We start from the raw sequence: 25,832 nt of genomic DNA on the forward strand, positions 1-25,832 counted from the left end.
TGCTCCGTTTATTTACCAGCGGCCAGGAAGCCAGCTTTTTTCAGCAAGTCGTAGTGCATATCGGCATCGGTTTGCAGGAATTTCTGCAGCGCTGGGCCGGTCAGGAAGGCGTCCTTGAATGCATTGCGATTGGAGAATTCTTTCCACTCCGGTGTCGCTACGATTTTCTGCATTTGATCGACGTAGTAAGCGACTTGATCAGGCTTGACACCTGTAGGCAGGAACACACTGCGTTGCATCAGGTAAGTAACGTTGAGGCCTTGCGATTTGCAGGTAGGAATGCTGGACCAGGATTCGGTCGTCGTGACTTTTTCGGTTTGTGCCATCGGCTTGTCGTCGAATACGCACAGTGGGCGCAGCTGACCGGCACGCCATTGTGATACTGCTTCTACCGGATTGTTGACCGAAACGTCGATGTGATTGCCGACCAGCTGGGTAGCGACATCACCGCCGCCTTTGTATGGAATGTAATTGAACTTCACACCTGCCGCTTGTTCAACGGCTGCAAACAACAGATTGTCTTCACGTTTGGAGCCTGCACCACCGGCACGGATCTGGCCTGGTTGCGCTTTTGCTGCTGCCAGCAGTTCAGCCGCTGTTTTGTATGGTGAAGCTGCATTCACCCACAGCACGAATTCATCCATCACCAGGTTGGCGACTGGCGTCATGTCTTTCCACGAGAACGGAACATCAGCCGTCAGCGGCAACATATACATGTGCGATGCGGAGATCAGGATTTTGTGCGGATTGCCCGGCGAGGTTTTGAGATCAATGAAGCCTTCGGCACCGCCGGCACCACCTTTAGGGGTAACGATGTAAGGCTTCTTTGCCAGGCTGTGCTTGACCACAATGCTGGACATCAGGCGCGCCATTTGATCAGTACCGCTGCCACTACCGGATGGCAACACCATTTCTACAGCTTTGCTTGGTTCCCACGCATAGGCCGGTGCACAGAGCATGGCGGCGGCGACGACAGATAGCGACGCGCGTGCGACGTTAAGGCGATTCAACATTTTTGTCTCCTAGTTTTTCTTAACTTCGTTTTTAGCCGCGCAAACTCGTGATGCACGGTCTGGTTGGTGGCGCTTTTTTGCACCTGATTGATATATTCTTCTCATATATTAGTTGTGTCAATCAATTTTGCAGAAAATTTTAATTTATTGACGCGCGAGCAAAATACGACAAGTATCTGGAGTACGGATTTGCACTTCAAAACGGGCATCAACGGCGCCACAACCGCACCAGGACTGGGCATCTGGCGGATGACGCATAAAGTTGACGGGTGTTGCGGGAACGCCGCAACACAAAGTGTGCAGGTAGCGGGGACGATATTTGCAGTGACAAACAGGGTAGTGAGAGCGCTCACACTCTGCGGAAAACCGTTAAATTACGGGCTGAAAGATGGTTTCCACATAGCAATAATTTAACGCAATCATCAAATAAATCGCGCAAAGAAATATTTGTGATATCTTAGATGCACATAATTAATATATAAAACGTTCTGAGACCCAACCCCATCCCCGGAGGAGACTATGAAAAAGCCCGCTTCATCAGTTGAAGTTTCATCAGTTAAGGTTCCATCTATCCAACGTCGTACCGTACTCAAAGCTGCCGGTGCAGGTATCGCTACCGGCTTGCTCGGTATGCCGGCGTTCGCACAAAACAAACCTTTGCGTGTCGGCGTCATCGCACCACGCGGCGGCGTCGCCGGCACTATCGGTGAATGCGGCTTGCGTGGTGTCGAGTGGACCACTGCCCGCATCAATGCTGCCGGCGGTATCGGCGGTCGCAAGGTCGAGCTGGTGATCCAGGAAGAGACTTCGCCTAAAGACACCATCGATCGCTTCCGCAAACTGGTGCTGCAGGAAAAAGTGGATTGCGTACAAGGCATCGTGTCCTCCGGCGTCAGCCTAGCGCTGGCACCAGCTGCTGAAGATTCGCGCATGCCGACCATCTTCTGGGATGGCACCACACAGGACGGCGTGAAAGAAACCATGCCTAAGCCTAAGTATGTGTTCCGCAGCACGGATAACGAGTGCGAAGCCGTGATGGCCTCGCTGCTGGCGATCAAACACTTCAAAGGCAAGTTCAAACGCATCGCCTGCGTCAACCCTGATTATTCATATGGCCGCAATACCTGGACCGCATTCCAGGCACTGCTGAAAAAATACGGCATCGAACACGAAGTCGTGTCCGAACAATGGTCGAAGATCGGCAACCTCGATCTGACCGCCAACGTCGCCGCACTGAAGGCCGCCAAACCTGATCTGATTTTCTCGTCGCTGCTGTTTGCCGATTTGCCGGTCTTCATGAAGCAGGCGCACAACGCCGGCCTGACCGAAGGTACGCGCTTCGTCCTGCCTGCAGCCGGTTGGCAACACACCGCGATGAAGAAAGAGTTCACACCTGAAGGCATCGTCTGGGGTCACAACACGATGTACTTCGATGATCCGAAAGCATCGGCGACACAGAAGGAATTCGTCAAATGGTATGCCGACAAGTACAAGGATTATCCGCACTGGGAAGCTGACCGTGCGTATTTCTCGATGATGGTCTACAAGGCTGGCGTAGAGAAAGCACTAGCAGCGAAAAAATCCTGGCCGACCGCGGAAGAAATCTGTCTGGCCATCCCGGGTGTGCAGGTCGAATCACTCGGCGGTAAAGGTGCGATGCGCGCCGACCATATCGCCAACCAGACTTTCCACCAGGGCTTGTCGACCAATAAGAATAACTACGACTTCCCGACGCTGGCATCAGTCGAGACCATGTATTCCGACCAATTGCAGAAACCGACAGGCGCGGATTTCTGGGAATGGCTGAATACCGCGAACTTCAAGATCTAACACCTGACACAAAGGAGGGAACTTCCCTGGTGGATACTTAGCAATTCGTATCAGCCAGGGAGGGGTGTATCTATGGCTCCGTTTTTCAATATCCTTTTGGCCGGTGTATTCCAGGCAGCTGTCCTGTTCCTGGTAGCGTCCGGCTTGCAACTGATCTTTGGCGTACAGCGCATCATCAACCTGGCGTGCGGTTCGATCTATGCGCTCGGCGCATACTTCGGCATCTTCGTCACGTCGTGGGCGCTGAGCAAAGGTTTACCCGTACACCTGTTTCCACTGGTACTGCTAGCCGCCGGTATTGTCATCGGCCTGATCGGACTGCCACTGGAACGACTGATACGCACTATCTATAACCGTCCGGAATCATTCCAGTTGCTGCTGACGTTTGCAGTGATGCTGATGTTCCAGGACGTACTGCGTTTCTTCTGGGGTGCCGACCCGCAGCAATTGCCTAACGTCTCCATGACCTTCGGCACCATGTCTGCCTTCGGTGTCAGCATGCCGACGTATAACGTGATGGTGATCGCCGTCGCCATCGCACTCGCGATCGGCATGGCGTACTTCCTCGGCAAAACCAAGACCGGCAAAATCCTGCGCGCAACCGCAGAGAATCGTGAAACCAGCGCCGCGATGGGCATTAACGTGACCCGCGTCTACGTGATGGTGTTCACCCTCGGCACCATGCTCGGCACGATCGGTGGCGCACTCGTCATCCCGAATGCAGCAGCATCGCTGGAGATGGGCGTCGAACTGGTGGTTGAGGCGTTTGCGGTGGTGGTGATCGGCGGCCTCGGCAGCATGAAAGGCGCAGCAGTCGGCGCCCTCATCGTCGGCCTGATCCGCGCACTCAGCGCCATGTATTACCCGGAAGCTGAAATCCTGGCTATCTATGCAATTGTGTTGGCGGTCCTGATCTGGAAGCCGGCAGGTCTCTACGGAAAGGCTGAAGCATGAGAACCGATACCGTACACAGCGCGCCTATTACCGCGCCGGAGGAACTGGAATTTGTCGCGCCACCTCCGATCTCTCGCGCCAAACTGATAGCCGGTGGTCTGGTGCTGGCCGTGCTGGCAGTCGCACCGCTGGTGATCAGCCAGTACTACATGACGCTGCTGATTCCTTTCTTTGCCTATGCCGTGATTCTGCTCGGCTTTAACCTGCTGTTTGGTTATGGCGGTCTGCTTTCTTTCGGCCACGCCCTGTTCGTTGCGATCGGTGCCTATGCCGCAGCGGCCATGGTATCGAAGACGGGCATGGTTTCATTCGAGATGATGTTGCTGACAGCCGTCGTCGCTTCCTTCGTGATTTCTATCCCGATTGCATGGCTGGCGAGTCGCTTTACCGGCATCTTCTTCGGCATGCTGACCTTGTCTTTCGGTATGTTGTTCCACTCCTTCCTGAACAAGTTCTACTACATCACGGGTGGCGACAGCGGCATGCGTGTGCCACGTCCTAGCCTGTTCGGTATGGAGCTGGATCAGTTCGACAAGACGGCTTTCCTCGGCGGCCCGTTCTATTACTACTGCCTGGTGATGGTGCTGCTGCTGACCTGGATCATGTGGCGCATCGTGCGTTCACCTTACGGCATCCACCTGATGGCTTCGCGTGACAATGCGGTCAAGGCGCTGTATCTCGGCGTCAAGGTACGCAGCGTACGTGCCATCGCCTTCGTGGTGTCGGCCGTATATGCATCCATCGGCGGCGTGATCCTCGGTGTCAACACTGGCCTGGCTGATCCGGAGCTGGCTTACTGGACGCACTCCGGTCATCTGGTCTTCATGGCGGTGCTCGGTGGCTATCAGGAATTCCTCGGCCCTGTGCTCGGTGCTTTCGTCTTCATCCTGCTGCAGGATGAGCTGTCGTCGCTGACCCAATACTGGCGCTTTTTCCTCGGTGCCATCCTGGCGATCCTGGTGATCGTGCTGCCGGGCGGCATCATGGGTGCCATCCGTAAATTCAAATCCAAAGGAGAGCAAGCATGAGTAGCACTGATGTATTGCTCCGCGCAGAACAGATTTCACGCCACTACGGCGACTTCATCGCGCTGCAGAATGTAGATCTGTCCGTCTCACGCGGTGAGTTTGTTTCTGTGGTCGGGCCGAATGGTGCAGGCAAGACCACACTGGTCAACGTACTGACAGGCTTGCATCAGCCAACCACTGGCCATGTCAATTTCAATGGCTCGAATATTGCCGGTGTCGGTGCAGTCGACCTCGCCACGCGCGGCCTCGCGCGCGCCTTCCAGCTCACCAGTATTTTCCCTGAGCTGACAGTGCGCGAGACTATCGCCGTATCGGCCTGTTCCTACCTGAACCAGCGCTGGAATGGCTTTGGTCATCTATTCGGCAGTCGCAAGATCAATGACATCGTGGTGCGCACCGCTGATGCATTCGGCTTGTCACCGTGGCTGGATACCAAGGGTGGCTCACTGCCACATGGCCGACGCAAGCTGCTCGACGTCGCCAGTGCCTTCGCACTGCATCCGAAAGTGATGCTGCTGGATGAACCGACTGCTGGTGTATCCACCGCTGACAAACACGGCGTCATGGAAACCCTGTTGCGTGCCGCCAAACATATGGGAATAGAAGCCATCATGCTGGTAGAACACGATATGGATCTGGTATCGCGTTATTCGACACGCATCGTTGCGATGCAGGCTGGCAAGAAAATCGCCGACTTGCCGCGCGATGAGTTTTTTGCCAATGAAGAAGTGGTGTCCATCGTCGTCGGCAAAGGAGCGCACTAATGTCTCTCGCACTCGATAAGGTCAATGTCACCCTGGTCGGCAATCCGGTGCTGCGCGATATTTCGATGCGTATCAATCCGGGTGAGCTGGTGTGCCTGGTTGGTCGCAACGGCGCAGGCAAGTCCACCACCTTCCGTTCCATCATGGGTTTCCAGGCGCTGAAGTCCGGCGCGATCAACTGGAAGAACAAGGCGATCAACGGCATGCAAACGCACAAGATCGTGGAACTCGGCCTCGGCTATACCCCGGAAGGCAGCGATGTGTTCGGCGACCTCACGGTCGAAGACAATATCGCGCTGCCGACCTGGACGCGCAAATCAGCGCGCAGCGCACAGGAACGCATAGATGAAGCGTATGCCGTCTTCCCCAAGCTCAAGCAGTATTTGCATAGGGGCGGGCAGCAACTATCCGGCGGTGAGCGCAAGATGGTATCGATCGCACGTGCACTCGCGCTGGACCCTGAGCTGCTGTTGCTGGATGAAGCATTCGAAGGCTTGTCGCCTGCCATCATCCCGACCATCAGCGAAGGTTTGCAAAGCATTCTGAAGCAGGGACGCGGTGTGCTGCTGGCCGAATCCAACTTCTATCACCTGCCGCCATTTGCTGATCGGCTGTACGTGATAGAGCGCGGCGAGATTGTGTTTGAAGGAACGCTGGCGCAAGCCGAAGCAGATACCGCAACGATGAAAATCATCAAGGGTACTTAAGGCTTGCGCTTCAATTCATTTTTCAAATAAGGCAAGACACTCAGCAAACCGGCTATGGCCAGCGCAAACCCAAGCCACAAGGGAGCGCGCAGGCCATAGCCAGCTGCGATGCCGATACCACCCAGCCAGGACCCCAGACCCAATCCCATATTGATCACCGATGAATGCATGGTGTGCACCAGCGCACCCGGATGCGCAGTTTTCATAATGCGCGCAATCATCGCCGGATTCAGCGCCACACCGATCAGGCCGATCACAATCAAGGCCACTACGCTGATGATCTGCTTGTGCGCAAAGTATGCGAACACCGCGAGCGCGGTAGCCAGACCCGCCTGGCCCCAGGCCAGGATAGGGAAAGTGTATTTGTCAGCGTAACGACCTATCACCATATTGCCGACCACGTTCGCGACACCATACAAGCCGAGCAACCATGGTATCGCCGCAGCGCTGAAACCACTGAGCTCGGTCAGGATGGGAGCGAAATAACTGAAGGCCGCAAACGCAGCGCCTATGATGCAGCCACTGGTGAGATAAGCCGCCCACAGGTCACGGTTTTTAAACTCCGCCAATTCGGTATCCAGGCTGCGTGCCGCTGCTGCCTGCGAGCGCGGCACCAGGAAAATAATCAGCAGGGCGCACAAGGCAACCAGCATCACCACCAGCCAGAAACTGGCGCGCCAACCCCAGTGCTGGTCGATCGCAGTCGCGGCTGGTACACCCGTTACATTCGCCAGCATCAAACCGCCAACCACGATGGACGCTGCACGCGCGCGCGATCCCATCGCAACCACCTCACCACAAATCGCCAGCGATGCACCAAAGCAGGCGGCCGCCGCCACTCCGGTGACAAAGCGCGCACTCGCCATGACGTCGTAACTATTGGATGCGGCTGCCACGGCCTGCGCGCAGGCGTAGAGCAGCAACAGGCAGAGCAATGCTTTCTTGTTCGAGACACGCAGCTTGAGCAAGGCCACCGTCAGCACTGGCCCGCCTATCACCATACCTATCGCGTAGTAGGAAATCAGATAACCGACTTGCGTTACCGAGACGCCGAAAGCCTGGGTCAGCGAAGGCATCATGCCTGCCACCATGAATTCGGAAGTGGTCAACGAAAAGATCGTCAGCCCGAGGATATAAACGACTAAAGGCATGTGTATAAGGATTCCAGGTAAACAGCCTGTGAAATCCTAACACCATGAACAAGGGGCAAGGCAGCATGTTGCTGGCTTGCCCCGCTTACTCACTATATGCCTGGCGTGCTAGTTTTTACGCCAGCATGCATTACAATTTATGCCCCTTATGCAAAGGGATTCAATCTCCCAGCTTGCCATGCCATGCGGCATCGATGATGCGCGCATAGGTAGCAGGCACATCCGCCACCGGGAATGCTTTCGCCAGGCGTACAACTGCCAGGGCATCACGTGTCAGGTCACCCAGATGTTCACGGCCCACACCAAAATCACGCAAATTGGTCGGGATACCAAGCTCACCGATCAAATCACGTATCACCACCGGCACCTGCGCCACCGCAGCAGCAGGATCTTGGGTATCTATGCCGAACAGGCGTGCCACTTCCAGCATCTCGGTCGGACGTTCAGTACGCAAGGCATCCAGCACGTACGGCAACATCACGGCATTGGTACTGCCATGTGTCGCATGTGTGAGTCCGGCCACTGCGTAGGCTATCCCGTGCACTGCGTTCAGGCCCGCACCGCCGTATGACAGTGCTGCGTAGTGACTGGCGTAAGCCATACCTATGCGTGCTTCGGTATCCGCACCATCCTTATAAGTACGCATCAGGAAACGCGCGCACAGATCGATAGCTTCACGTGCAAACAACATGGTCAGCGAAGAGCGACCACTATAGCCCGGATCAACCTGGCCACCGCGATCAAACTCGGCGGAGTCCAACGTCAGGTAAGACTCAACTGCATGTGTCAGCGCATCGATGCCTGAATCCGCGGTCACACGTGGCGGGCAAGTGTAGGTAAATTCAGGATCGATCAATGCAATGACAGGACGCAGCACGTTATCCATCACCGCCACCTTGGTCGCATTCGACGGATCGATCAGGATCGCGCCCGGCGTTGCCTCCGAGCCGGTACCGGCAGTAGTCGGCAGGGCGATCAGCGGCAGGGCCTTAGGTGCGGCAGGCAGCGCGCCGATGAAATTTTTCACCGGCAAACCGTCAGGAATGGTGACGCACAGGGCTTTGGCCAGGTCGATATTGCTGCCGCCACCCAGCGCAATGATGTGATCCGGTTGCTGCGCGCCGATTTGCGCACGTATCAGTTTGGTCGCATCGTCACACAGCGTGGTGGTCGGATCGGCTGCGCCACCATCAAACACGATGGTGGAAATGCCCAGCGCTTCGGCGGCTGCGATGTATTCACGCACCCACGGTGTTTGTTTACTGAAAAAGGTATCGGTAACCAGCACGCCGGATTTGTATCCGAGGCGCTCCAGCAAGGCAGGCAGTTGCGCACGGCTGCCGCAACCGAGTACAACCCGTGCAGGCGGACAAAAATGGATGACATCATTACTTCTCATAGGGACTCCGCAGGGTAGGAATATCAGAAAGAAAAACGCGCATTTCTTCGGCAACGCGCGCCGTGTTTTGCGTCAATATGCTGTGCATCGCATGTTCTATCGTGCACAGCCTGGCGTGCGGCAAACCCTGCTCCAGCAATTGCGCATGCGCATAGGGTGAATCTTCATCATCGCTGCCGTGCACTATCAGCACCGGCAAGTCCATCTCCGGCAACAGTGAGCGTTGATCGCTGCGGCTGATGCTTTGCCAGGTCCAGGCCACCGCATCCCGATCTGCCGCATCACGCAAACCGAGACGCTGCTCACGCGCGGTAATTTCTTCCAGCAGCGCGCCATGTTCGGTTGCGTGGAACCAGCTGGTCTGTTGTAGTACCGGGCTGCCCGACATCAGGATCAGCGCTTGCGGCAAGGGCACGCCTTGTTTGCGTAATAAATCCATGGTTGCCAGCGTAACTGATACACCCATACTCCAGCCCGCCAGCACATAGCGCGGCGTCGTCACGTAACAAGCGATTACTTTGGCGATTTCGGCGGCGAAGGCTTCCAGGCTGTAGTCATCGCTGCCATGGCCGCGAAAAGCCTGCGCCCGGCCGCGCAAATTCGGCAAAACCCAGCGCACCTGCTCACCCAGCGCCTCGGTCAACGACTGCCAACTGGCGCGCGTGCCCTGGATCCCGTGCACCGCAACGATCGTTATTCCGCCGCCACCGCGACAAACCACGTCCATCGCATCTCCCTGCGTATTTTCTTGTTGTTGCGCAAGCTTATTGAAATTGTTCATACTAGCCATATATAAGATGAATTACAGTAGGCAAAACGACTTTTTAAAACCATAATTGCAGACATGTACAACGCACTGCATCTTTCATCCAGACTGACCACAACCATTTGATCGCCCCATGACAGCTACTAAAAAAGCGCCACGCAAATCAGGTGCCACAAAAACTGCGAAGCAGGCAAAAATGCCCTCTCCTCAATCTGCGATACAAGATATGGCCGAACCCAAGGTAAAGCTGACCGATATCGCTTACGAGCAAATCGAAGAAGCCATCATTACCCTGCGCATACCGCCGGGTTCGGTCATCTCCGAACTGACCCTGAGCGAAATGCTCAACATCGGCCGCACCCCGATCCGCGAAGCCATCCAGCGCCTGGCGCGCGAACATTTGCTGCTGGTCTTGCCGCAACGTGGTTTGCTGGTTCCCGAGATTGATCTCAGGAAGCAACTCAAGCTGCTGGAAACACGCCGCGAAGTGGAGCGCCTGATCTGCAAGAGCGCTGCCCGTCGTGCCTTGCCGGAAGAACGTGAACGCTTTGCTCGCCTGCACGACGAGTTCATCCATGCTGCCGCGACTGACGATGACGTTGCTTTCCTGCGCTCCGACCGCGAGTTCAACGAACTGTCGCTGGTTGCAGCACGCAATGAATTTGCCGAAGGTGCGATGCGCCTGATGCATGGTCTGTCACGTCGCTTCTGGTATTTCCACTATAAGCAGGCTGCCGACGTTCCTGAAATGGCCCGTCTGCATGCCGCGGTCGCTGGTGCCATTGCCAAAGGTGATGTGAATGCAGCGGGTGAAACACTGGATCTGCTGCTGGATAACATCGAAACCTTTACCAAAGCCACCCTGATGTCCGATATGTAATCAAAAACTTTTCCCGCCGCGCCGCTACTACTAATGCGACGGGAAACAGAGCAAAAAGCGCCGGGTTATACCCGGCGTTTTTTATAGTCAGATTACGAGACCGCGATCAATGCTCGCTTCTTCTTCCTTGGTCAGCTCCGGGCCGTCCAGCGTCACGCGGGAATCATCGTAACGGAAGCGTTTGATAATGGGCTTGAGCTCTTCCTTGATGTGCTCTTCGCTGTAGCCGTTGAACAGGTGGCCGATCAGACCGCGATCCAGATCGGTGCTGCCCATGACCCAGTCAGCAATCGGGAAGGTCAGGTTCATGTTGTACTTCATCATGATGCCCTGATTGTGATGCGCAGTATGGTGGCGACGTATCGTATTGATGAAAGGCATGTTACGAACGAACCAGTTTTCGCGCACGTGGCAGCAATAGTGGAAGGTTTCATAAATCAGGTATTGCGCCACCATCGTAATGAACAGGATGTAACCGGCATTCGTATTAATCAGTACCGATGCCAGGTAACCCAGGGTCAGACCACCCACACCCAGCGTAATTAATACGCGCCAAGGGAAGAACACAATACGGAATTCACGCGTGGTATCGATAGTTGCTTCATTGTCGGTGAAGTACTGATGATGCTGACGCGTATGGCGATCGTAAATCGCGCGCAAGGCAAATACGTCTATCTTGCGATGCATGACGAAACGGTGCATGCCCCATTCAACAAAATTCCCTGCCAAAAACACCGGGATGACGATCAGCCATTCCCAGCCTGAATTCTGCAACTGCGACACGCAGTACCAGATAGCCGCGATCCCGCTCGCATACATCACTGCGATGTGCAGCAAACCGTTGTACAGCGGGCTGATGTCCGCCTTGTATTGTTCGCGGAATTTCCGCTGGCGTTCACTCATCATGATAAATCTCCTGAAGTAGATGAATTATTCTTATTGTGTATGACTGACATATTAGTAGTATCCGAAAGCACTGTCAAGCGCGCTTTTGGGATTCTGTTGGCGCGACGGCTTTTACCTGCTAATGTGCAAATGCATGGTCAATATGCAAACAGGCAACATAAGAGACAGGCAGTGCTGGCGCGCTTTTCCGCAGCTAAGGGCCGAACCGGGGCAGGCAGCGGATGAGGTCAGCCCACGCCAAAAAAACAACAGATTCCATACAGAAACCAGGGTGCTTCCCTTACCCAAAGTCATTGGAGACTTGCCATGCTTGAACTCATTTCAGACCCACAAATCTGGTTAGCCTTCATCACCCTCACCGCACTTGAACTGGTGCTGGGCATAGACAACATCATTTTTATTTCCATCCTGGTCGACAAGTTGCCGGTCGAGCGCCGCGAATTCGCCCGCAAACTGGGGCTGTTCATCGCCATGTTCATGCGCATAGGTTTGCTGATGGTATTGGCCTGGATAGTGGGGCTGACAGCACCGTTGTTTACAGTGCTGGGGCAGGAAATCTCAGGGCGAGACCTGATACTGATAGGCGGCGGGCTGTTCCTGATATGGAAAAGCACCGGCGAGATCCATCAATCACTGGAAGGTGAAGAAGGGCATGCTTCCAGCGCAGTGAAGGCGACTTTCACCGCCGTCATCCTGCAAATCATGGTGGTGGATATGGTGTTTTCGCTGGACTCCATCATCACCGCAGTCGGCATGGTGGATCAGATCGAAGTGATGGTGGCCGCCGTGATCGTCTCGGTCGCACTGATGATGCTGTTCGCCGGTCCTATCGGCCGCTTCGTCTCGCGCCATCCATCGATCAAGATACTGGCGCTGGCCTTCCTGGTCGCGATCGGCGTCATCCTGATAGCGGAAGGCTTCGACCATCACATCCCGAAAGCATATATCTACTGCGCGATGGGCTTTGCGCTGGTGGTGGAAATGATCAACATCCGCATGCGTTCACGCACCGCGAAACCGGTGCACCTGCATGCGCAGTACGCCAACGACGAAACTGCGCCTGACAATAAATAAGGAAGGATATGGTGTGACTGCAGCACGCGCTGTGGTCACACCATCACTGGCTCAGGCCAGCTTGCGCATCGCGAGGATAGCTTCGTGGTCGGTCATGAAAATATGATCATCACCCAATGCCTTGATCCAGCCTGCATGATCCAGCACATCCCACACCTGCTTTTTGATATTCGATGCATACAGCTCTATGCCCAGCCCCTGCAAGGTAATCTGCAGGGACTCCAGGGTTTCCACACCGGTCGCGTCTATATCATTGACCGCGCCTACACATAGCAGGACGTGGCGTATATCGTGATCGCTGCCGCATTGCGTCACGATGAAACGCTCCAGCGCAGACCCAGTCAGGAAATTGAGTGCCGCATCTATGCGCACCGCCAGCACACCCGGCGCCAGTCGCGGCAAATCGAAGCGCTGGCTATCGCGCAAGGTACCATCGCCATGCTCGCTGACTTCGATAATGCGCGGCTGCATATGGCGGTACAGATAAGACACCATGGTTAGCGTAATACCTGCCACCACGCCCCAGTGCAGACGCGGCATGGCAACTATCGTGACGACAAAGGTAACGATGGCGATCGCCGCATCATCGCGCGAGATCGCGAACAAACGCTTGAACGCAGAGAAATCGAACAGGCCAAATACCGGGATGATAATCAGCGCTGCCAGTACCGAACGCGGCAGGTAGTACAGTAAATCTGCCAGGAAGATCAGGCTGAACAATACGCACAGCGCGCTGAACAAAGTCGACCACGCACTGGTTGCACCTGCATACAGATTCAGTGCCGAACGTGAGAAGGAGCCGCTGACCGGGAACGCGCCACTCAAACCGCTGGCCGCCTTGGCCAGACCCTGGCCTATCAACTCCTGGTTTTCATCCCAGCGTTCACGGCGTTTACGCGCCAGCACACGGCAGCTCGACATCGCTTCGGTAAAACTGATAAGCGCCAATACCAGTGCCGCCGACCACAGCTCACGATGATGCTCAAACGGAATCGCCGCAGGCAAAGCCAAAGGCGGCAAACCCTTGTCAATATCACCGACAATGGCGGCACCGGTCGCAGCATAGCCGACCAGCCAGCTCAAAAAAGTACCGAGTATGGTCACCAGCAAAATGCCGGGGAAGCGCGGGAACAAACGCTTGATAACAACCAGCAAGATCAGCGTCCCGAAACCAAAGGCACTCGTCATCAGCATGATGGACGGTGCATCTATGACGCGCTGGATTACCTTGCCGATATCAGCAACGAACAAATCCGGCACGCCTATCAGCGCAGGCAGTTGCGACATCATGATGATGATGGCCGCTGCATTGATAAAACCGATGATGACCGGTTGCGACACCAGATTGGACAAGCGACCAAGCCGGAACGCACCCAGCATAAACTGGATCACGCCGGTATATATAGAGAGCCAGATCGCCAGCGTCACCCACTGCATGCTGGCCGGAGCCGCCATAGGCGACAGCGAGCCAAACACCAGCAAGCTGGTCAGCGCCGCCGGACCCACTGCCAGCAAGGCAGACGAACCCCACAAAATCCCGATGACGCTAGGCAATAGTGCCGCGTACAAGCCAGTCGCCGCCGGCATACCAGCCAGCGTCGCATATGCCACCGCCTGTGGAATCAAGACCAGGCCGACACTGATACCCGCCCAGGCATCGCTTTTCAGGGATGCCATCGTAGGCCGCGGCCAATTCAGGAAAGGGAAGAAACGCTTGATATCGAATGCACTCATGGAATCGCAAGGCCAGGCAAAGGGATGCAGAAGGGCATAGTTTACTCGCATTGCATTTGCCCCAGTGCAAAGCTGGGCAGCAACTTTTTACACCTGCTTACCGCCACAGCTGTGCGAGCGTACAATGAGGCGATGGACATCACCCTAGCCGACCTCGAACAAGCCATTAATCACTGGCGTCACCGACGTCCCTCCACCGGGGAAGAGCGGGCCTTGTCGCCTGAGGTCAACATCCTGGCCAAAGTCTATGCGCTGATGATCTTCCATCAGCAAAAGAGTATCGCGCTGGAAACCATCGAACCGGCTGCACGCCAGTTAATCGAGGCCTGGCAGCAACAACTGGCCGCTTGAATTACGAAGCCATATGCCGCGCCTGCCGCCGCGTAAGGCTGGACAGGGCGTCCTGCAGCACAGCTTGTTTCTCTTCTTTAACGGCCTGCTTGTGCACGGCCTCGGTCTTTAACTTGGTATTGGCTTGTCCCGCATAATCGCTGCGCACGACTTCGGCTGCCGCTTCTTCATCCATACCTTCCAGCACCAACCATTGCCGCACCAGTACCGCCAGACGCTCCAGCGCAATCCGATTGGTCGCATCGGTAGTCGAGTAGAGCCAGTTCGATAAGCGCATGAAGTTGGCGAACGGCGTCTCGCGCAAGATCAGCGGCAAGGTATGTGCGAAACGGCCGGAGTTGGCGATCAGATCCCAGTAACGCGCAAAGCGCACCAGCTGCTGCATTTCATTGAAGTCTATGCGATCCGTCGCGAGGATCGTATAAGGCGGATAAGGATCGAACACCAGGCCGTAGTCCTGCGTATGACGAATGATAGGCGTGCCGCGCAAACGCTTGAGGATACCGAACTGAATTTCATGCGGCCCCAGCTCCAGCAGGCGATCAAAGCCACACGCAAAGCTGGCCACATCTTCACCCGGCAAACCCGCGATCAGATCGACGTGCAAATGCGCGTGCGAGTTCTCGCATAGCCAGCGAATATTCTCGGCGGCTTTTTCATTATTCTGCTTACGGCTGACCAGGGTCTGCACTTCCGGGTTGAAACTCTGGATGCCGATTTCAAACTGCAAGGTACCCGCCGGGAATTTCTTGATACCTTCTTTCAAGGCGTCGGGCAAATGATCCGGCACGACTTCAAAGTGTGCATAGACCGGATCTTCCGGATGTGCTTCCAGCTTGTCGAGGAAGAACTGCATGATCTTCAGGCTGGATTTGATATTCAGGTTGAAGGTACGGTCGACGAATTTGAACAGACGTGCACCACGTGCATGCAGCGTTTCCAGTTCACCGAGGAAGAGGTCGAGGTCGTAAGGCCAGGCCGTCTTGTCCAGCGCCGACAGGCAGAACTCGCATTTGAACGGGCAGCCACGCGACGCTTCCACATACAGCGTGCGGTTCTTGATGTCTTCATCTGAATACAGGCTGTAAGGCATGGTCAGCTCGGCCAGTGGCGGCTGCACACCTGCGTGTATCTTCATCAACGGCTTCGGGCCGTGCAGTATCTGTTTGCACACTTGCGGGAAGGTCACATCGCCCCAGCCGGTAATCAGGTAATCGGCCAGCTGCACGATGGTCTGCTCGGACGACTCATACGACACTTCCGGCCCACCCAGCACGATCACCACTTCCGGTGCCACCCGCTTGAGCAGGGCGACCAGTTTGGTGGTTTCTTCCACGTTCCAGATATAGACACCGAAACCGATGATGCGCGGCTTGCTTTGCAACAGCTTCTCCGCCATATCGGTGGTGCGCGCGCCGATCACGAATTCCTGTATCTGCGTGACGTCCTGCAAATCGCCCATGTTCGCCAGCAGATAGCGCAAACCGAGGGAGGCATGCGTGTAACGGGCGTTTAGCGTGGAAAGCAGTATGGTCATGAGGCGAGGACAGGCGAAAACTACGGCGAAGCGGCCATTTTACGCTGCCCTGATGGAAACCAGCGCGGAATTGGTATGACTAGAACTCATTTCACAAATATCCGTGAGATGCGTTCTTACCAAAAGCGGTGCTGGCAAGGCGTGCGACGCGTCGCATAGCGGGGCTATGCGCAAGGAGCACAACGCGGCCAGCGCCGCTTTTGGTAAGAACCCGAAGGGAACGGGCTATTTGGGCGTATTGCTGCGTTGCGCCACTTGCCAAGGGGACCACCCTTGGCGGCGCGACACGCCTTGCACTACCTCCCAAATAGCCGCGTTCGCACTCGCGGATATTTGTGAAATGAGTTCTAGCAACATGCTGCCCATATAATGAGTCTATGACCACATTCCCGCTATACCAACGCTACTTCGCGGCCATTTTGCTAAGCATCGCAGCGACCGCCCATGCCGGATCATCCATCTCCGAAGTCAGTCCTGCCGCCTGCAACAGCATGCGCCAGCAAGGCGTCATGCAAAAAGATGCACCGGTTACCTGCGCGCAATTGCGCATCGTGCATTTCTCTTACCTCGATTTCGACGGCAAGCTGCGCAACGATGGCGAGATCATGGTGCTGGCTGCGGTCGCCGAGCATGTACAAGCCATTTTCGATACGCTGCTGCAACGTAAGTTCGCCATCGCCAGCGCGCGCCTGATGGATCACTATCGCGGTAATGATGTGGCCTCCATGCGCGACAACAATAGCTCGGCTTTTAACGACAGGCGCATCACCAATGGCAAAGCGCCATCGCTGCATGCCTACGGCGTCGCCATCGATATCAATCCCTTGCAGAATCCCTACGTGCAGTTTGAAGCTGACGGCAAAGCACTTTACAGTCCGCCCGGCGGCAGCAAGTATGCGAACCGCCTTGCGGTGCGACCTGGCAAGCCTGCACGGCAGGGCATGGCGGAAGAAGTGGTCGAAGTCTTTGCCCAGCATGGCTTCCTCGGCTGGGGTGGCAACTGGGATGCGCCGATCGACTACCAGCACTTCCAGGTCAACCGCGCGCTGGCCTTGCGCATGATCGCCTTGCCGGTGCCCGAGGCACGCAGCTTGTTCAACGCTTATGTAGAACGTTATCGCCAGTGCGTACAGGGCAGCAAGGAAGCTAAGCGCGCCAGCGTGCAAGCCAGCTGTGCAACTTCAGTGGAACGCGGCGGTCAATAATCAAACACGGCCTGCATGGAAAGCTTGACGGAGCGACACAGTGAGTGTGTACTCTCAGCTAAACACAAGAACAAGCGGCCCCAATTTCGGAGACTTTATACATGCTCATCAACTGCGTCGTCTATCAGGACGGCAATAAACTATCCGACATCCCTATTGATGAAATCAGCGACTACCTGGTACGTCCGGATTGCTTTGTCTGGGTTGCGCTGAAGGACGCCGAGCCGGCTGAACTGGCGCAGATGCAGGAAGAGTTCAATCTGCATGAACTCGCGGTCGAAGATGCACGCAACGGCCATCAGCGTCCCAAGATAGAAGAGTACGGTGACTCACTGTTCACAGTCGTGAAGACTGCAGAAATGGTGGATGGCGAATTGCACATAGGCGAAATCGATATCTTTACCGGCAAGAACTACGTGCTGTCGGTACGTAATCGCAGCAACCAGGGCTTCCTCGGCGTACGCGCACGCTGCGAACAGGAACCGGAGCAATTGCGCAAAGGCTCGGCCTTCGTGCTGTATGCATTGATGGATGCAGTCGTCGATCGCTACTTCCCGGTGGTGGAAAGTCTGGAAGCGGAGCTGGAAACCATTGAAGGCAAGATCTTCGACAAAGGGCTGGCACGCCTCAACATCGAACGCTTATACGACCTGAAGCGCCAGGTCGTGATGCTCAAGCACGTGGTCGCACCGCTGATGGAAGCGGTCGGCAAACTCTCAGGCGGACGTGTACCGGCACTGTGCGAAAGCACGCGTGATTACTTCCGTGACGTCGGCGATCATCTGTACCGCATCAATGCGCTGACCGATGCGATCCGGGATACGGTCGCCACCGCGATCCAGGTGAACCTATCGATGGTAACGATTGAAGAAAGTGAAGTGAATAAGCGGCTCGCTGCATGGGCCGCTATCTTTGCGGTAGCCACTGCCTTCTTCGGCTTGTGGGGCATGAACTTCAAGTTCATGCCCGAACTCGACTGGAAGTATGGCTACCCGGCTTCGGTACTGCTGGTGGTCTGTGTCTGCGGCTATCTCTACTACCGCTTCAAGAAGTCCGGCTGGTTATAAGCAATAAGCGGTCGGCGCTACTCAGAACTGCTCCCACTCATCACCCACCGGTGTCGCACCGTTAGCCCTAAGTTTAGGCTGCGGTGCCGGTACCGGAACTCCGGACGATTTCGTAGCGCTCTTGCCTAGCTGAACCACGCTCGCTGCACGCGGTGCAAACGCTGCTTGCGCATCGCTGAGTTTGAACGCACCCACCACTTGTCCCAGCTTCCGTGCCTGATCCTGCATGGATTCCGCAGCAGCCGCAGCTTCTTCCACCAGCGATGCATTCTGCTGGGTGACATGATCCATCTGGCCTATGGCCTGGTTGATTTGCTCGATCCCGGCGCTCTGTTCCTGGCTGGCGGCCGTGATCTCGCCCATGATGTCGGTGACACGACGTATGCTGCTAACGATTTCATCCATGGTCGCGCCAGCTTCGGTGACCAGCTTGTTGCCGGTATCAACCTTGCCTACCGAATCCCCGATCAGCGCCTTGATTTCCTTGGCAGCACTGGCAGAGCGTTGTGCCAGACTGCGCACTTCGGTCGCCACCACCGCAAAGCCACGCCCCTGCTCACCTGCACGTGCAGCTTCGACCGCTGCATTCAGCGCAAGGATATTGGTCTGGAAGGCGATGCCATCGATGACGCTGATGATGTCGACGATCTTGCGCGAGGATTCATTGATGGAACTCATGGTCTCGACCACTTGCGATACAACCTCGCCACCCTTGGTCGCGACTTCGGATGCCGACGCTGCGAGTTGATTCGCCTGCCGTGCATTATCTGCATTTTGCTTGACGGTCGAGGTCAGCTCTTCCATAGACGAAGCAGTTTCTTCCAATGAACTGGCTTGCTGTTCGGTGCGGGAAGAGAGATCCATATTACCTGCGGCGATCTCGTTGGATGCAGTGGTAATCGCATCAGTACCCAGACGGACTTCACCGACTATGCGTTGCAGGCCGTCGTTCATGTCTTTCAACGCTGCTAGCAATTGGCCGCACTCATCTTTGGATTCAGCCTTGATGTCATTCGTGAGGTCACCACCGGCCACACGCCGCGCTGCGTCGACAGCTGTTTTCAACGGACGTGTAATGCCTATGGTCAGACGCCATGCGCAAAACATGCCGAATGCCAGCACCAGTGCAGACAACAGCATCAGCTGGCGTGCACTCGCTGCTTCCACTTCACTCAGCTGGGCAGTACCGGCATCCATCTGCTTGCGTTCCAGTTCGACAAATTCGGTGAAGTGATTCTTAAAGCTATCTGCGGCAGGCAGGAAAGTCGCATCGAAATATTTCGCTGCTTCTGCTTCCTTGCCTTCGGTCTTCAGCTTCATCACGCCTTCACGCCCCGCGAGGAAGGTTTTACGGACGTCGAGGATTTTTGCGTACAACGCTTTTTCCTGTTCGGTATTCAGCAGAGGCTCCAGCTTCTGGATGATCTCCATCGACTGCTTGCTGTCATCAGCCGCAAACTTCGCCGAGAACTGTGCCAGTGAAGGATCAGCACTTTTTGCCACGCTGATGGTGCGCGTGATGCTGGCCTTGGTGATCGCTGACCAGTCACTGACCATGCGTTCCTTGGCGATCGGCATCTCCAGCATGCTGCGTGTGATATCGGATACCGCGTGCAACTGGTGTATGCCGTCTGCTGCAATCGCGATGGACAAGGCCAGGACCACGCCAAACCCCAGCATCAGTCGTGTACCTATTTTCATGTTTGAGAAATTGATCATTCTTTATCCCTTAGGTGGTGGATCTTGTTACGACCAGCCAGGCGGATAACTTGATGCAACTTGAGGCCACGCAGGCAAATACGCACTATTCACAAAAATGATAGTGAGCGGTCATGCACTGCAGAGCGAAGAGTGACGCGCCGTGACGTGTGTTTACACACGCACGGGCAGGACTACGAAATGGACAAATATTTAACGCGTGGTGCCGCGGCTGACGCCGTCCAGCATGCTAAGTGCGACCGCTTCCGCCACGCGTATGCCGTCTATCGCCGCCGACATAATGCCACCAGCATAACCAGCGCCTTCACCGGCCGGGAACAGGCCACGTGTGTTCAGGCTTTGCAAATCGTTGTCATTGCGCTTGATGCGGATAGGCGATGAGGTGCGGGTTTCGATACCGGTCAGTACCGCGTCGGCCATCGAGAAGCCTTTGATCTGTTTATCGAAAGCAGGCAAGGCTTCACGGATTGCGGCGATCGCATAGTCAGGCAGGGATGGATTCAGGTCGCCCAGTTTGACGCCTGGCTTATAGGAAGGCAGTACCGAACCGAAAGCTGTCGATGGACGGTTCGCGATGAAGTCGCCGACCAACTGGCCCGGCGCATCGTAGTTACTGCCGCCGAGTTCATAGGCACGTGATTCCCACTGTCGCTGGAATTCCATACCGGCCAAAGCATGACCCGGATAATCAGCTGGCGTGATGCCGACCACGATACCGGCATTCGCATTGCGTTCGTTACGCGAGTACTGGCTCATACCATTGGTCACGACGCGCCCCGGCTCCGAAGTCGCTGCCACCACAGTACCGCCCGGGCACATACAGAAGCTGTAGACCGAACGGCCGTTGCTGGCGTGATGCACCAGTTTGTAATCGGCGGCACCGAGGATTTCATTGCCCGCATTCGGACCGAAACGGCAGCGATCGATCAGCGATTGCGGATGTTCGATGCGGAAGCCCATGGAGAATGGTTTCGGCTCTATATAAATACCGCGTGCATGCAGCATCTGGAACGTGTCGCGTGCGCTATGGCCGATGGCCAACACGATGTGATCTGTTTCAATGTGTGTACCGTCGGCCAGCTTCAGGCCGCGTACCTGGCCGTTTTCGACTTCGATATCGTCGACCTTGCTCTCGAAACGGAATTCACCACCCAGTTCTTCGATAGACGCACGCATCAGCTCCACCATCTTCACCAGACGGAAGGTGCCAATGTGCGGCTTGCTGACGTACATGATTTCTTCCGGCGCATCGGCTTTGACGAATTCGGTCAAAACCTTGCGACCATAATGCTTGGGATCCTTGACCTGGCTCCACAGCTTACCGTCCGAGAAAGTACCGGCACCGCCTTCGCCAAACTGCACATTCGATTCCGGATGCAGCTCGCGCTTGCGCCACAGGCCGAAGGTATCTTTGGTGCGTTCACGTACGGCTTTGCCGCGTTCAAGGATGATAGGGTTGAAGCCCATCTGTGCCAGGATCAATCCGGCAAAAATACCGCAAGGGCCGGTACCGATGACGACCGGACGCGTTTTCAGACCCGCCGGGGCCTGTGCCACGAAGTGGTAACTGGTGTCCGGGGTCAGGCCGACATGACGATTGCCCGCCAGGCGCTTTTGCACCTTGGCTTCATTTTTTACTTCCACATCCAGTGTGTAGACAAGTGTGATCGCGCTCTTTTTGCGCGCGTCATAGCCACGACGAAATATCGTGTAGGCAATCAAATCATCTGCAGCAATACCCAGCCGCGCGAGGATCGCGGCTTTGAGATCTTCTTCTTGATGGTCGAGTGGGAGTTGAACGTCGGTCAATCGCAACATGCTTGTTTCCAGCCAGGCCCTGTAAAAAACTGTGCTGCCGCCAGGGTCGTGTCGGTCGGCAGGGCGCTATTTTACTCCAGCTAGACCGTGCGACCACGATGCATATCGGCGCTATCAGGCCGCATACATAGGGTGCGGAGACCGTCATTCCTGCTGGCTCCTGACTTATTTAACAATCTTTTGCCTTCCGGCCCGACATCGACGGGGGCTAGCTATACACGCATGACATGCGCACATCCTCCTATGACAAAGCCTGTCGGCACCTGCAAATGATGCCCGATTTACGGCTCTCCCCGCACCAGATCTGGCCTCCAGCCTTGTTGACGCAAGGAAACTAATTGTTTAAGGTGGCTGTGCAAGGCTGCAGCAGCTAGTTTGGTCTTGTGGCAATCGCTCTACATCCATTAAAAAATCGACGTTAAAAATTAGACGTTCACAGAACGCTTAACAGAGACCGCAAGGAGGGTGCACATGGCCACACTTAGCACGCAATCCGCCAATTCCAGTCATGGCGAAACACTCGAGTACCTGGCATTCACGCTAGGCCAGGAAGAGTACGGCGTTTCCATCCAGAAGGTGCAAGAACTGCGCGGCTACGATGCCGTCACGCAAATTGCCAATGCCCCCGAGTTCATCAAGGGCGTCGTCAACCTGCGCGGCATCATCGTGCCCATCATCGATATGCGCATCAAGTTCAATCTCGGCACCCCGACCTATGACCAGTTCACGGTTGTTGTCATCCTCAATATCAACAATCGTGTCGTTGGTATGGTGGTCGACAGCGTGTCGGATGTCATCACGCTGACACCAGAGCAAATCAAACCGGCACCGGAAATGGGTGGCGCAGTCGACACCAATTACCTGGTCGGCCTCGGCACCGTCGATGAACGCATGCTGATCCTGGTTGATATCGACCGCCTGATGTCCAGCAACGAGATGGGCCTGATCCAGCAACACGCGGCCTGAACCCAGCCCGCCCTTACTCCTTGTCCGTCCGTGAGGATGGGCGTGCGCCTGTGCACGCCTAAGCGGCAAGTTTTCTTCCATTCCTGTCGCAATTCACTTGTCCGAGAGCATCATGTTGAAGAATCTAACGATCAAATCCCTGCTCCTGTCCGTCATGGGCATACTCTCCTTGCTGCTGGTCGGTACCGGCATACTGGGCCTGACTTCCTTATCCGTCACCAACAACGCGCTGAAAACGGTGTACGAAGACCGCACCACGGCGCTGGGTGAATTGAATACCGTCATCACATTGCTAACCATCAATCAGCTTGATCTCGCCACTTCGATTTACGGCGATCCCAACCTGGTCCTGCCGAAAATGGATGCCATTGAAAAGCGCGCGAAAAAAATAGAAAGCACCTTCGCCGCTTACTCGCAAACCGAAGCTACCGCCGATGAAAAAGCACTCACGGATAAATTCCGTACCGATTACAAAACATTTGTCGACAAGGCGCTGATCCCGGCGATTGCAGCATCACGCGGCGGCAATGTGCTGCGCGTCACTGAAATCGTGAATGAAACCATGGAAGGGCTGATCACACCGGTGCGCAATGACGTCTCCGCACTGATCGATATCCAGCTGCAAGAAGCAAAGCATGCGTTCGAAGCATCGCAGACGCGCTTCACCTTCGTGCGCGGCATTTCCATCGCCGCAATTATTTTTGGCGTGCTACTGGCAGGCTTCATGGCGTTCTGGCTGCTGCGACTGATTGTGCGTCCATTGCGTGAAGCAGTCGGCGTCGCCCGCAGCGTGGCGGCAGGCGACCTGACCCAGCAAATCCAGGTACGCTCCGGCAATGAAACCGGGCAACTGCTGCAAGCCATCAAGGACATGAACGACAGCCTGGCGCAAACCGTCAGCGCAGTACGTCACGGCACCGAAACCATCACGCTCGCATCCGGCGAGATAGCATCCGGCAATGCCGACCTTTCCAGCCGCACCGAAGCACAAGCCGGTTCGCTGGAAGAAACGGCGAGTTCGATGGAAGAGCTGACGTCAACCGTGCGCCAGAATGCGGACAATGCACGCCAGGCCAATCAGTTGGCCGCCTCGGCTTCCGAAGTTGCAGTCAAAGGCGGCGTCGTAGTGTCAGAAGTGGTGCAGACCATGAGTTCAATCCAGGATAGCTCGCGCAAAATCGTCGACATCATAGGTGTAATCGACGGCATCGCTTTCCAGACCAACATCCTGGCGCTGAATGCCGCAGTCGAGGCAGCACGTGCCGGTGAGCAAGGACGCGGCTTCGCGGTCGTCGCAGCCGAGGTGCGTAACCTGGCGCAACGTTCAGCTGCCGCTGCCAAGGAAATCAAAATCCTGATCGGCGATTCAGTCGATAAAGTGGAAGCGGGCAGCAAGCAGGTGAGCCAGGCCGGTACCACCATGGATGAGATAGTCAGCAGCGTGCGACGCGTGACCGACATCATGGCCGAGATTACTGCAGCCAGCCAGGAACAGACTTCCGGCATCGAGCAAATCAACCAGGCCATCACGCAAATGGATGAAATGACCCAGCAAAATGCGGCGCTGGTCGAACAAGCTGCGGCTGCGGCTGCTTCACTGCAACAGCAGGCAGATGGCTTGTCACAGGTGGTCGGCACATTCAAGCTGAATGGCGGTGGACCCGGTCTGATGAGTGAAGTGCGTCACTACACACCTGAGCCGCAAGCGCAGATAGCAGGCAGACCCAGCCACCAGGCGCTGCCAGCCAGGAGTAGTAGCGCCCCGGCACAGAAAGCCATCGCCAGCGATAAGGCTGGCGACGGCTGGGAAGAGTTTTAGCAGTAGCTACAAATTGGCTGCGCGTGCAATGCGCGCAGCCAGCTTTTATTCATCCTGTCATACGCTTGTCATCTCAGTGTTTTTACACTGACTCTGTAGCGTATCTGCACTAATCTCCCGATAAAGCTATGCGCTCAATTGTTCTTGCACGCGTATTGATGGACAATAGCGCGCGTAGCAAGTGGAACGCTACTTGCAGATTATTGTCGGACTCAAGCAAGCCTGAAAAACTCTTCCCTTTAGATTCAACATGACCAAATCGAGCAAGACCCCAACTGCGGCATCCTCAGATAAACCTGCATTCCTCGTCAGAAATTCACCGGTACACGGCCGCGGTGTTTTCGCGACACGCAATATCAAGGCTGATTCGATGCTGCTGGAGTATGAAGGCGAGCGCATCAGCGACAAGGAAGCACTCAAGCGTCACGGCACTGATCCGGAAAATCCGTACCACACCTTTTTCTTCAGCCTCGAAAGCGGAAAAATGATCGATGGTGGTGCAGACGGCAGCGATGCGCGCTGGATCAACCACGCTTGCGAACCTAACTGCGAAGCACGCGAAGAAAAAGGGCGCGTCTTTATCTACACACTGCGCGATATCAAACGCGGAGAAGAATTCAATTACGACTACGGCCTGATCGTCGAAGACCGTCAGACCAAGGCTTTGAAAAAAGCTTACGAATGCCGTTGTGGCGCGGAAAGCTGCCGCGGCACCATGCTGGCGCCGAAAGAAAAGAAATCCGGCAAGAAGAAAAAGAAGAGCAAAAAGAAAGACAAATAAAAAAACGGAGCCATGCGCTCCGTTTTTTATTAGTGCATCAACTATTTAGCTGAAGTACTTCAGACCGGCGATGCCGGAAACAATCAGCATGATGCAGAGTATGCGCACCACGGTGACCGCGTCACCCAGCAGGATCATGCCGAGGATGACCGTGCCAACGGTACCGATACCGGTCCAGACTGCATAAGCAGTTCCTACCGGCAGCGTTTTCATCGCCACGCCCAGCAAGGCGACACTGATCACCATCGCCAGTACCGTACCAACGGTAGGCCAGAGCCGGGTAAAGCCCTCGGTGTATTTCAGGCCGATCGCCCAGCCAATTTCAAACAAACCCGCAATAACCAGAATAGTCCAAGACATAGT

At 55.5% G+C, this 25,832-nt stretch carries 23 protein-coding genes; 13 read left to right on the forward strand and 10 right to left on the reverse strand.

The features are described from left to right. Positions 1-8: 8 nt before the first annotated feature. The gene (locus IXC47_RS10485; RefSeq protein ID WP_175624318.1) at positions 9-1,013 is read right to left on the reverse strand and encodes a Bug family tripartite tricarboxylate transporter substrate binding protein; all 1,005 of its coding nucleotides are present in this window, start codon (positions 1,011-1,013) and stop codon (positions 9-11) included. A 519-nt stretch (positions 1,014-1,532) separates the two neighbouring features. Here IXC47_RS10485 and IXC47_RS10490 point away from each other — a divergent pair. From IXC47_RS10490 to IXC47_RS10510, 5 genes are all read left to right on the forward strand, one after another. Then, positions 1,533-2,843 carry an ABC transporter substrate-binding protein gene (locus IXC47_RS10490; RefSeq protein WP_175624319.1) on the forward strand — a complete coding sequence of 437 codons (1,311 nt, stop codon included), beginning with the start codon at positions 1,533-1,535 and terminating at the stop codon, positions 2,841-2,843. Between the two features lie 72 nt (positions 2,844-2,915). Further along, positions 2,916-3,797 carry a branched-chain amino acid ABC transporter permease gene (locus IXC47_RS10495; protein WP_175624320.1) on the forward strand — a complete coding sequence of 294 codons (882 nt, stop codon included), beginning with the start codon at positions 2,916-2,918 and terminating at the stop codon, positions 3,795-3,797. Further along, complete coding sequence (locus tag IXC47_RS10500; RefSeq protein ID WP_195875607.1) at positions 3,794-4,825, forward strand: branched-chain amino acid ABC transporter permease; 1,032 nt, start codon at positions 3,794-3,796, stop codon at positions 4,823-4,825. The genes IXC47_RS10495 and IXC47_RS10500 overlap by 4 nt, the downstream gene beginning before the upstream one ends. After that, a complete protein-coding gene (locus IXC47_RS10505; RefSeq protein ID WP_175624322.1) occupies positions 4,822-5,589 on the forward strand; it encodes an ABC transporter ATP-binding protein in 768 nt (255 codons plus the stop codon). Before IXC47_RS10500 ends, IXC47_RS10505 begins: the two co-directional genes overlap by 4 nt. Beyond that, complete coding sequence (locus tag IXC47_RS10510; protein WP_175624323.1) at positions 5,589-6,296, forward strand: ABC transporter ATP-binding protein; 708 nt, start codon at positions 5,589-5,591, stop codon at positions 6,294-6,296. Before IXC47_RS10505 ends, IXC47_RS10510 begins: the two co-directional genes overlap by 1 nt. Here the strand turns inward: IXC47_RS10510 and IXC47_RS10515 are convergent. The 3 genes from IXC47_RS10515 to IXC47_RS10525 form a co-directional block, all read right to left on the reverse strand. After that, complete coding sequence (locus IXC47_RS10515) at positions 6,293-7,447, reverse strand: MFS transporter (protein WP_195875608.1); 1,155 nt, start codon at positions 7,445-7,447, stop codon at positions 6,293-6,295. The genes IXC47_RS10510 and IXC47_RS10515 overlap by 4 nt on opposite strands. A 160-nt stretch (positions 7,448-7,607) precedes the next feature. Further along, a complete protein-coding gene (locus IXC47_RS10520) occupies positions 7,608-8,846 on the reverse strand; it encodes an iron-containing alcohol dehydrogenase (protein ID WP_195875609.1) in 1,239 nt (412 codons plus the stop codon). After that, positions 8,836-9,627, reverse strand: a complete 792-nt coding sequence (locus tag IXC47_RS10525; RefSeq protein WP_195875610.1) for an alpha/beta fold hydrolase — start codon at positions 9,625-9,627, stop codon at positions 8,836-8,838. The genes IXC47_RS10520 and IXC47_RS10525 overlap by 11 nt, the downstream gene beginning before the upstream one ends. 181 nt (positions 9,628-9,808) lie before the next feature. On the opposite strand from IXC47_RS10525, the gene IXC47_RS10530 reads away from it, so the two are divergent. Then, positions 9,809-10,492 carry a GntR family transcriptional regulator gene (locus tag IXC47_RS10530; RefSeq protein ID WP_175624327.1) on the forward strand — a complete coding sequence of 228 codons (684 nt, stop codon included), beginning with the start codon at positions 9,809-9,811 and terminating at the stop codon, positions 10,490-10,492. Positions 10,493-10,579: 87 nt separating this feature from the next. Here IXC47_RS10530 and IXC47_RS10535 read toward each other — a convergent pair whose 3' ends face one another. Continuing rightward, positions 10,580-11,398, reverse strand: a complete 819-nt coding sequence (locus IXC47_RS10535) for a sterol desaturase family protein (protein WP_195875611.1) — start codon at positions 11,396-11,398, stop codon at positions 10,580-10,582. A gap of 306 nt (positions 11,399-11,704) precedes the next feature. Between IXC47_RS10535 and IXC47_RS10540 the strand changes: the two genes are divergently transcribed. Continuing rightward, positions 11,705-12,472, forward strand: coding sequence for a TerC family protein (locus IXC47_RS10540; protein ID WP_195875612.1), 768 nt, complete (start codon positions 11,705-11,707; stop codon positions 12,470-12,472). Positions 12,473-12,523: 51 nt separating this feature from the next. Here IXC47_RS10540 and IXC47_RS10545 read toward each other — a convergent pair whose 3' ends face one another. Then, positions 12,524-14,206 (reverse strand): SulP family inorganic anion transporter, encoded by a 1,683-nt coding sequence (locus IXC47_RS10545; RefSeq protein ID WP_175624330.1) that lies wholly within the window; start codon positions 14,204-14,206, stop codon positions 12,524-12,526. A 132-nt stretch (positions 14,207-14,338) separates the two neighbouring features. Between IXC47_RS10545 and IXC47_RS10550 the strand changes: the two genes are divergently transcribed. Beyond that, positions 14,339-14,557 carry a DUF3717 domain-containing protein gene (locus IXC47_RS10550; protein ID WP_175624331.1) on the forward strand — a complete coding sequence of 73 codons (219 nt, stop codon included), beginning with the start codon at positions 14,339-14,341 and terminating at the stop codon, positions 14,555-14,557. Between the two features lies 1 nt (position 14,558). On the opposite strand, the gene IXC47_RS10555 is transcribed toward IXC47_RS10550, so the two are convergent. Next, a complete protein-coding gene (locus IXC47_RS10555) occupies positions 14,559-16,094 on the reverse strand; it encodes a B12-binding domain-containing radical SAM protein (protein WP_175624332.1) in 1,536 nt (511 codons plus the stop codon). A 377-nt stretch (positions 16,095-16,471) separates the two neighbouring features. Here IXC47_RS10555 and IXC47_RS10560 point away from each other — a divergent pair, with 377 nt between their 5' ends. Together IXC47_RS10560 and corA are read left to right on the forward strand one after the other, a co-directional pair. Beyond that, positions 16,472-17,299 carry a M15 family metallopeptidase gene (locus IXC47_RS10560; RefSeq protein WP_230089500.1) on the forward strand — a complete coding sequence of 276 codons (828 nt, stop codon included), beginning with the start codon at positions 16,472-16,474 and terminating at the stop codon, positions 17,297-17,299. Positions 17,300-17,400: 101 nt separating this feature from the next. After that, complete coding sequence (corA, locus tag IXC47_RS10565; protein ID WP_175624333.1) at positions 17,401-18,366, forward strand: magnesium/cobalt transporter CorA; 966 nt, start codon at positions 17,401-17,403, stop codon at positions 18,364-18,366. A 21-nt stretch (positions 18,367-18,387) separates the two neighbouring features. On the opposite strand, the gene IXC47_RS10570 is transcribed toward corA, so the two are convergent. Next, the gene (locus tag IXC47_RS10570; RefSeq protein ID WP_195875613.1) at positions 18,388-20,085 is read right to left on the reverse strand and encodes a methyl-accepting chemotaxis protein; all 1,698 of its coding nucleotides are present in this window, start codon (positions 20,083-20,085) and stop codon (positions 18,388-18,390) included. A 192-nt stretch (positions 20,086-20,277) separates the two neighbouring features. Next, positions 20,278-21,903, reverse strand: coding sequence for an NAD(P)/FAD-dependent oxidoreductase (locus tag IXC47_RS10575; RefSeq protein WP_175624335.1), 1,626 nt, complete (start codon positions 21,901-21,903; stop codon positions 20,278-20,280). 471 nt (positions 21,904-22,374) lie between these two features. Here IXC47_RS10575 and IXC47_RS10580 point away from each other — a divergent pair, with 471 nt between their 5' ends. The 3 genes from IXC47_RS10580 to IXC47_RS10590 all read left to right on the forward strand — a co-directional run bounded on the left by IXC47_RS10580 (position 22,375) and on the right by IXC47_RS10590 (position 25,469). Continuing rightward, positions 22,375-22,869 (forward strand): chemotaxis protein CheW, encoded by a 495-nt coding sequence (locus tag IXC47_RS10580; RefSeq protein ID WP_175624336.1) that lies wholly within the window; start codon positions 22,375-22,377, stop codon positions 22,867-22,869. A gap of 112 nt (positions 22,870-22,981) precedes the next feature. Beyond that, entirely contained in the window at positions 22,982-24,688 is a 1,707-nt protein-coding gene (locus tag IXC47_RS10585; protein ID WP_195875614.1) for a methyl-accepting chemotaxis protein, read from the forward strand. Positions 24,689-24,938: 250 nt separating this feature from the next. After that, a complete protein-coding gene (locus IXC47_RS10590) occupies positions 24,939-25,469 on the forward strand; it encodes an SET domain-containing protein (protein WP_175624338.1) in 531 nt (176 codons plus the stop codon). A gap of 45 nt (positions 25,470-25,514) precedes the next feature. Here IXC47_RS10590 and sugE read toward each other — a convergent pair whose 3' ends face one another. Further along, complete coding sequence (gene sugE / locus IXC47_RS10595) at positions 25,515-25,829, reverse strand: quaternary ammonium compound efflux SMR transporter SugE (RefSeq protein WP_195875615.1); 315 nt, start codon at positions 25,827-25,829, stop codon at positions 25,515-25,517. Positions 25,830-25,832: the final 3 nt, after the last annotated feature.

Origin of the sequence: Herminiimonas contaminans, from assembly GCF_015645465.1 — a bacterium.
Classification (GTDB): domain Bacteria; phylum Pseudomonadota; class Gammaproteobacteria; order Burkholderiales; family Burkholderiaceae_D; genus Oxalicibacterium; species Oxalicibacterium contaminans.

What these genes read in the sequence shown, in the direction of transcription:
- IXC47_RS10485 (WP_175624318.1), bottom strand. Translation starts at nt 1,013, where the DNA reads ATGTTGAATCGCCTTAACGTCGCACGCGCGTCGCTATCTGTCGTCGCC.
- IXC47_RS10490 (WP_175624319.1), top strand. Translation starts at nt 1,533, where the DNA reads ATGAAAAAGCCCGCTTCATCAGTTGAAGTTTCATCAGTTAAGGTTCCA.
- IXC47_RS10495 (WP_175624320.1), top strand. Translation starts at nt 2,916, where the DNA reads ATGGCTCCGTTTTTCAATATCCTTTTGGCCGGTGTATTCCAGGCAGCT.
- IXC47_RS10500 (WP_195875607.1), top strand. Translation starts at nt 3,794, where the DNA reads ATGAGAACCGATACCGTACACAGCGCGCCTATTACCGCGCCGGAGGAA.
- IXC47_RS10505 (WP_175624322.1), top strand. Translation starts at nt 4,822, where the DNA reads ATGAGTAGCACTGATGTATTGCTCCGCGCAGAACAGATTTCACGCCAC.
- IXC47_RS10510 (WP_175624323.1), top strand. Translation starts at nt 5,589, where the DNA reads ATGTCTCTCGCACTCGATAAGGTCAATGTCACCCTGGTCGGCAATCCG.
- IXC47_RS10515 (WP_195875608.1), bottom strand. Translation starts at nt 7,447, where the DNA reads ATGCCTTTAGTCGTTTATATCCTCGGGCTGACGATCTTTTCGTTGACC.
- IXC47_RS10520 (WP_195875609.1), bottom strand. Translation starts at nt 8,846, where the DNA reads ATGAGAAGTAATGATGTCATCCATTTTTGTCCGCCTGCACGGGTTGTA.
- IXC47_RS10525 (WP_195875610.1), bottom strand. Translation starts at nt 9,627, where the DNA reads ATGAACAATTTCAATAAGCTTGCGCAACAACAAGAAAATACGCAGGGA.
- IXC47_RS10530 (WP_175624327.1), top strand. Translation starts at nt 9,809, where the DNA reads ATGCCCTCTCCTCAATCTGCGATACAAGATATGGCCGAACCCAAGGTA.
- IXC47_RS10535 (WP_195875611.1), bottom strand. Translation starts at nt 11,398, where the DNA reads ATGATGAGTGAACGCCAGCGGAAATTCCGCGAACAATACAAGGCGGAC.
- IXC47_RS10540 (WP_195875612.1), top strand. Translation starts at nt 11,705, where the DNA reads ATGCTTGAACTCATTTCAGACCCACAAATCTGGTTAGCCTTCATCACC.
- IXC47_RS10545 (WP_175624330.1), bottom strand. Translation starts at nt 14,206, where the DNA reads ATGAGTGCATTCGATATCAAGCGTTTCTTCCCTTTCCTGAATTGGCCG.
- IXC47_RS10550 (WP_175624331.1), top strand. Translation starts at nt 14,339, where the DNA reads ATGGACATCACCCTAGCCGACCTCGAACAAGCCATTAATCACTGGCGT.
- IXC47_RS10555 (WP_175624332.1), bottom strand. Translation starts at nt 16,094, where the DNA reads ATGACCATACTGCTTTCCACGCTAAACGCCCGTTACACGCATGCCTCC.
- IXC47_RS10560 (WP_230089500.1), top strand. Translation starts at nt 16,472, where the DNA reads ATGACCACATTCCCGCTATACCAACGCTACTTCGCGGCCATTTTGCTA.
- corA (WP_175624333.1), top strand. Translation starts at nt 17,401, where the DNA reads ATGCTCATCAACTGCGTCGTCTATCAGGACGGCAATAAACTATCCGAC.
- IXC47_RS10570 (WP_195875613.1), bottom strand. Translation starts at nt 20,085, where the DNA reads ATGATCAATTTCTCAAACATGAAAATAGGTACACGACTGATGCTGGGG.
- IXC47_RS10575 (WP_175624335.1), bottom strand. Translation starts at nt 21,903, where the DNA reads ATGTTGCGATTGACCGACGTTCAACTCCCACTCGACCATCAAGAAGAA.
- IXC47_RS10580 (WP_175624336.1), top strand. Translation starts at nt 22,375, where the DNA reads ATGGCCACACTTAGCACGCAATCCGCCAATTCCAGTCATGGCGAAACA.
- IXC47_RS10585 (WP_195875614.1), top strand. Translation starts at nt 22,982, where the DNA reads ATGTTGAAGAATCTAACGATCAAATCCCTGCTCCTGTCCGTCATGGGC.
- IXC47_RS10590 (WP_175624338.1), top strand. Translation starts at nt 24,939, where the DNA reads ATGACCAAATCGAGCAAGACCCCAACTGCGGCATCCTCAGATAAACCT.
- sugE (WP_195875615.1), bottom strand. Translation starts at nt 25,829, where the DNA reads ATGTCTTGGACTATTCTGGTTATTGCGGGTTTGTTTGAAATTGGCTGG.